The sequence below is a fragment of the Stieleria sp. genome (genome assembly GCF_041595215.1).
Lineage (GTDB): Bacteria > Planctomycetota > Planctomycetia > Pirellulales > Pirellulaceae > Stieleria > Stieleria magnilauensis.
Genome location: NZ_JBFHKV010000780.1, coordinates 1 through 4,288 on the forward strand (window position 1 = coordinate 1; position 4,288 = coordinate 4,288).

The following is a 4,288-nucleotide window of genomic DNA, read 5'->3' on the forward strand; positions in this document are numbered from 1 at the left end:
CAGGGGGCATTGGGAGATCAGATACTCCAACAAGGTCATCCGACGCTACGTGATTCAGGCCAATGGCGATGTGATTTGGGATGACTTTCTGATTGGACGGATCGTCAGGTCCGACGGAACGTTGTTGCTTCAGCAAGAACGGGACGCAAAACTAGAACGCTTGACATTGGGAGTCGACGGCAGACTGTTTATTGAGCACTGGCGTCACGCCAGTCACTTTCCGGACGGCTCGTTTTTGTTTGGAATTGGCACCCGAGAAGAATGAAGTGGTGGCCGACGTCGATCAAGGACGGTCAAGTCATTTCGTGAGCCGGAGCGGCGCGTCGGCGGAATCTGAGATCAACGCGTAGTGCTGTCGCCCCGTTTCGCTGGCCGTTGAACTGAATCGAATTGCTTTCCGGTTCGGCGGTTGATGTGGGGGCAGGATGGATCGACGTTGTTTGGAACGGAAAGCCGTAAGGCTAGCGCCAGCTCCGTAATCCTCTGGCCGCAGGTCGTCAGCGTTTTGGTGCGGTCGCCGTCTTGATCTCTTGTGGCCAATCGTGTGATCCGCAGCCGCATGGCTCCCCCGTTACTTGCGTTGTGTGGTCCGCAGTATTTTTCTTTTATTGAGAGACGGATCCGCCCGAACACACCACGCAGCGATCCTGGGGAGTCGAGCGCCTTTGAATGTTTGAAGTGCACCAATGAGATCAAGACGCGGCTTGCATTACGACGCCGATGAATTGCGTGCCAGAGACTATTGAAGCGGACCGCATGGAGAAGAGGGGCGAACGTAGTGAGGGCGGGGGCTGGGACTCGCTACGACCCCGTCCGGGCAACGCTGTGAAGCATTTATTAGCGGTAGGGCGCGAGCCCTCCGGTATTTCGGCAACGATGAGGGACCGGAGGGGTTGCGCCCTGCCGCTAACACCTCGGCAAACGCGGCGAATAAATGCTTCACAGCGCCCCGTTCGGGGTCGTGGAGTGGAGTGGGGGCATGGCCCGAAGGTGGCGCTGCGCTGACCTCCGGCTACTTGCTGTGATCCTCTCGGGATAGGGACATTGCTTCGGGGTGGTGGATTGATGCCGTCTCGATTGACCGACGGAGATGGAGTCAGGACTTGGGGGCGCTCGCGCGACTGAAAAGTGAACAAGAAGGGACGAAGGAGTTGGACCACGAACCCGACGCTGCCCCCGCCACCCCACACGCGTTCGGTTGGGGCGAAAACGCTGGCAAGCTTTGCCAGGATCCGTTCTAATCGAGTCCCATCAGCGGGCTACCTGAGGGCCGACAAAGTTCGTGTGCCCGATGGACCGCCGTTGCACCGCATGCTTGGATCAATCGTAATCCGTTCCCTGACGCAAATCGCCATTGGATGACGATGACCCGCCACCGCAGCTTTCGACTTTCCCCAGAGCCCTACATGCTTGGTAAGCGTGTCAAACGAAGGCTGCGCTGTGTTCAGCTCGCCGTCTACATGCTGCGTCTCTCACTCATCATCGGTGGCATTGCAATCTTTTGGGCGTTTGTGATGAAATTCCCCACGATCCAGCCACAATCTCGTCCATTTGGCGTTGTTGGAGCTGTTGGTCATTTAGCGATTGCTCTTCTGATGAACGACGTCGGATTTCTGCTCGGTCGCGACATCGCACTCCGATTGGGCTGGCTTTCGGCTTCAGAAGCCTCCACCTATCGTCGTCGGATGTATCAATGGCCGGACAATTGGCTCGAGACGCGGCCCGGCTCTCTCCAACGGCACTCACTTGACGATGATGGCGGCCAAGCATGCCGTGCACCCGAGCACTCGGTCCAACGAATTTTAAAGTCACGCGTTTCCGTTCGTGCCTGGTGACGGGCGACGTTCGCATCAAGGAACCATTCCAATGAGTCAGTTCGCAAAGACGCTTACGGCGTGTTGCTTCGTTGCCGGCTGCGTGGCATCTCATCCCGTTGCCGCCCAGGATGCAAAACCTTCGTCTGACCAATCGAAACTCCGCGTCGGGACGTTTGATTCGCGACTCGTCGCAACCGCCTACGTACGTTCTGAAGCGTTCAGCCAACGCCTCGCCAAGATGCAGGCTGACCTCAAGAATGCGAAGGCCAGTGGCGAAGAGAAGCGGGTCAAGCAACTCGAAGCAGAATTTCCTGCGCTGCAAGATGTGATCCACAAACAAGGGTTCGGCACGTGGCCGGTGCACGATATCCTGCAAGCGATCAAGGCGGAGATTCCGGGCATCGCGGCAAAGGCAGACGTGGAAATGATCGTTTCGAAATGGGACGTTGTGTTTCAACGCGATGGCATTGAAACGGTCGACGTCACCGATTTGATGGTTGCCCCATTCACCCCCGATGAAGCAACTCGAAAAATACTCGACAACCTGCGCCGTACGGAACCGATCCCGATTGAAAAGCTCAAGACGCACGATTGAACCTTGGTGTGCGTTAACGCGACCCCAAGCTTTCATGTGGCACGCCGCTGGCGTGACCCTGCGAGCCCGTCCGGGGGCGTGGAGCGGAGTGGGGGCGTGGAGTGGAGGGACCACCATGTTCATTTCCGTTTGGGCTCGTCGACTCGCCGCCGGCAACGGCTCACTCGACCGCTACGATCGGCTAGAATTCTGTCTGCCACCAACGGAGACACCTTCTTAGAATGTCAACGCGTTTTGAGATACTGAAGAACGGCGAGCGTGTCTGCATTTCCGGAATCAACGGAGATGGAGTCCTTTCGGTCGGTCTCACGTACGTCAAGCATACCGGTCAAGAACTGACCCACGATTTGCAAATCGGCGGACTCGGCATGTTCGATGGTTCGCAGGATCGCCAACATCACGTCGCGTGGCCTTCGCCGGACGTCACGACGGGTGACGAAATCACGATCCGAATTCTGCCCGCTGGCGAATACGACGAACCTGAGGGCTTGTCGGGCAGTCCGCGAAAGACAATCGACGATCCGGACTTTGGTCAACTGAACTACTACGTTGATTCATGGGATGCCGACATTCCATTTGACTCTCCACCAATCGAGACGGCTCATCTCCATTTACGAGCTGATGATTCGGGGCCGTCCCAGCACCAACGTGCTGTTATCCATGAACTGCCCATTCGGCACGCGAAGCTGTGGCCTGATCTCTCTTCGGCGCCGGTCAAATGCCACCCTGAAATCCAGACGGTCGACGAGCTTTCCGTGCGGCTGGTGAATCACATCGGTGTCAACGTGTATGATGATTCAAACACCATCGAAATCGTCTACAGCGTCGAGGGCGACCCGGAATTCCGCGGCTATTTCGTCACGCTTCGTAATTGGGAGATCGTTGAAGTTTGCATGGCTGAATAGCGGTGTCATTGACAATTGTTTCGTCGGCAATCCGTTTGGGCTGCAAGTTGGTGATCGTTTTCGCTTTGAGAGATCGATAGAATCCATGACTTACAATGAGGACTGGGAAGGATACTATGCCTTCAAGAGCGAGATTCTTCCGGTAGAAGAGATCACGCGATGATCTCGTCGACGACGCGGCCGTGGACGTCGGTCAGGCGGAAATCGCGGCCGGCGTGACGGTAGGTCAACCGCTCGTGATCGAGTCCCAGCAAATGCAGAATCGTTGCGTGCAGGTCGTGCACGTGCATCTTGTCGACCATCGCTCGGAACCCAAAGTCATCGGTCTCACCGTACGTCATGCCTCCCTTGACGCCACCCCCGGCCATCCACATCGAGAAACCATGGTGGTTGTGGTCGCGCCCGTTGCCGTTTTCCGACGTCGGCGTCCGTCCGAATTCTCCGCCCCAGACGATCAGCGTGTCTTCCAACATGCCGCGTGACTTGAGGTCAGCGATCAACGCGGCGATCGGCTGGTCGATGTTTTTGCAAAGCTTGGGCACCGTGCCGTCGTGTCCGCTGTGCGTGTCCCAGGGTTGCCCGTTGCCGTAATACACTTGGACAAAGCGAACGCCGCGTTCTGCCAATCGCCGCGCCAACAGACAGCCGTTGGCAAAATGTCCGTCTCCGTACGCCGCCCGGGTTTGTTTGGTTTCACGATTCAAGTCAAACGCTTCGCTGCCTTCGAATTGCATGCGGAACGCCGTTTCCATCGACTCCAGGCGGGCGTCCAACATCGAGCGGTCGCGATGGGGCGCCGATTGCGTGGAAGCTTGCGCGGCGGTTGTTTCAGTGTTGAGTTGCCGCAACAGATCGAGTTGTTCACGTTGGGTCTGGCGGTCCCAGCGAACGTTCCGCAGATGGGGCAACATCTTCTCCGGATCGATCGTGGAGTGATTGATGTAGGTCCCCTGGTATTCCGACGGCAGAAA

At 57.2% G+C, this 4,288-nt stretch carries 5 protein-coding genes; 4 read left to right on the forward strand and 1 reads right to left on the reverse strand.

Going from position 1 to position 4,288, the window contains the following annotated elements; translation table 11 throughout:
* The 4 genes from ABX749_RS24040 to ABX749_RS24055 form a co-directional block, all read left to right on the forward strand.
* Nucleotides 1-265 (forward strand): hypothetical protein (locus ABX749_RS24040; RefSeq protein WP_372898231.1); only part of this gene is annotated, 265 nt, incomplete at its 5' end.
* A gap of 1,093 nt (nt 266-1,358) precedes the next feature.
* Nucleotides 1,359-1,835: a hypothetical protein gene (locus ABX749_RS24045; RefSeq protein ID WP_372898232.1), complete on the forward strand. Its 477-nt coding sequence runs from the start codon at nt 1,359-1,361 to the stop codon at nt 1,833-1,835.
* A gap of 31 nt (nt 1,836-1,866) precedes the next feature.
* A complete protein-coding gene (locus ABX749_RS24050; protein WP_372898233.1) occupies nt 1,867-2,412 on the forward strand; it encodes a hypothetical protein in 546 nt (181 codons plus the stop codon).
* A 221-nt stretch (nt 2,413-2,633) separates the two neighbouring features.
* Nucleotides 2,634-3,317, forward strand: coding sequence for a hypothetical protein (locus ABX749_RS24055; protein ID WP_372898234.1), 684 nt, complete (start codon nt 2,634-2,636; stop codon nt 3,315-3,317).
* Between the two features lie 152 nt (nt 3,318-3,469).
* Here the strand turns inward: ABX749_RS24055 and ABX749_RS24060 are convergent.
* Nucleotides 3,470-4,288, reverse strand: an 819-nt coding sequence (locus ABX749_RS24060) for a DUF1501 domain-containing protein (RefSeq protein WP_372898235.1), incomplete at its 5' end; no start/stop codon positions are given.

What these genes read in the sequence shown, in the direction of transcription:
- ABX749_RS24045 (WP_372898232.1), top strand. Translation starts at nt 1,359, where the DNA reads ATGACGATGACCCGCCACCGCAGCTTTCGACTTTCCCCAGAGCCCTAC.
- ABX749_RS24050 (WP_372898233.1), top strand. Translation starts at nt 1,867, where the DNA reads ATGAGTCAGTTCGCAAAGACGCTTACGGCGTGTTGCTTCGTTGCCGGC.
- ABX749_RS24055 (WP_372898234.1), top strand. Translation starts at nt 2,634, where the DNA reads ATGTCAACGCGTTTTGAGATACTGAAGAACGGCGAGCGTGTCTGCATT.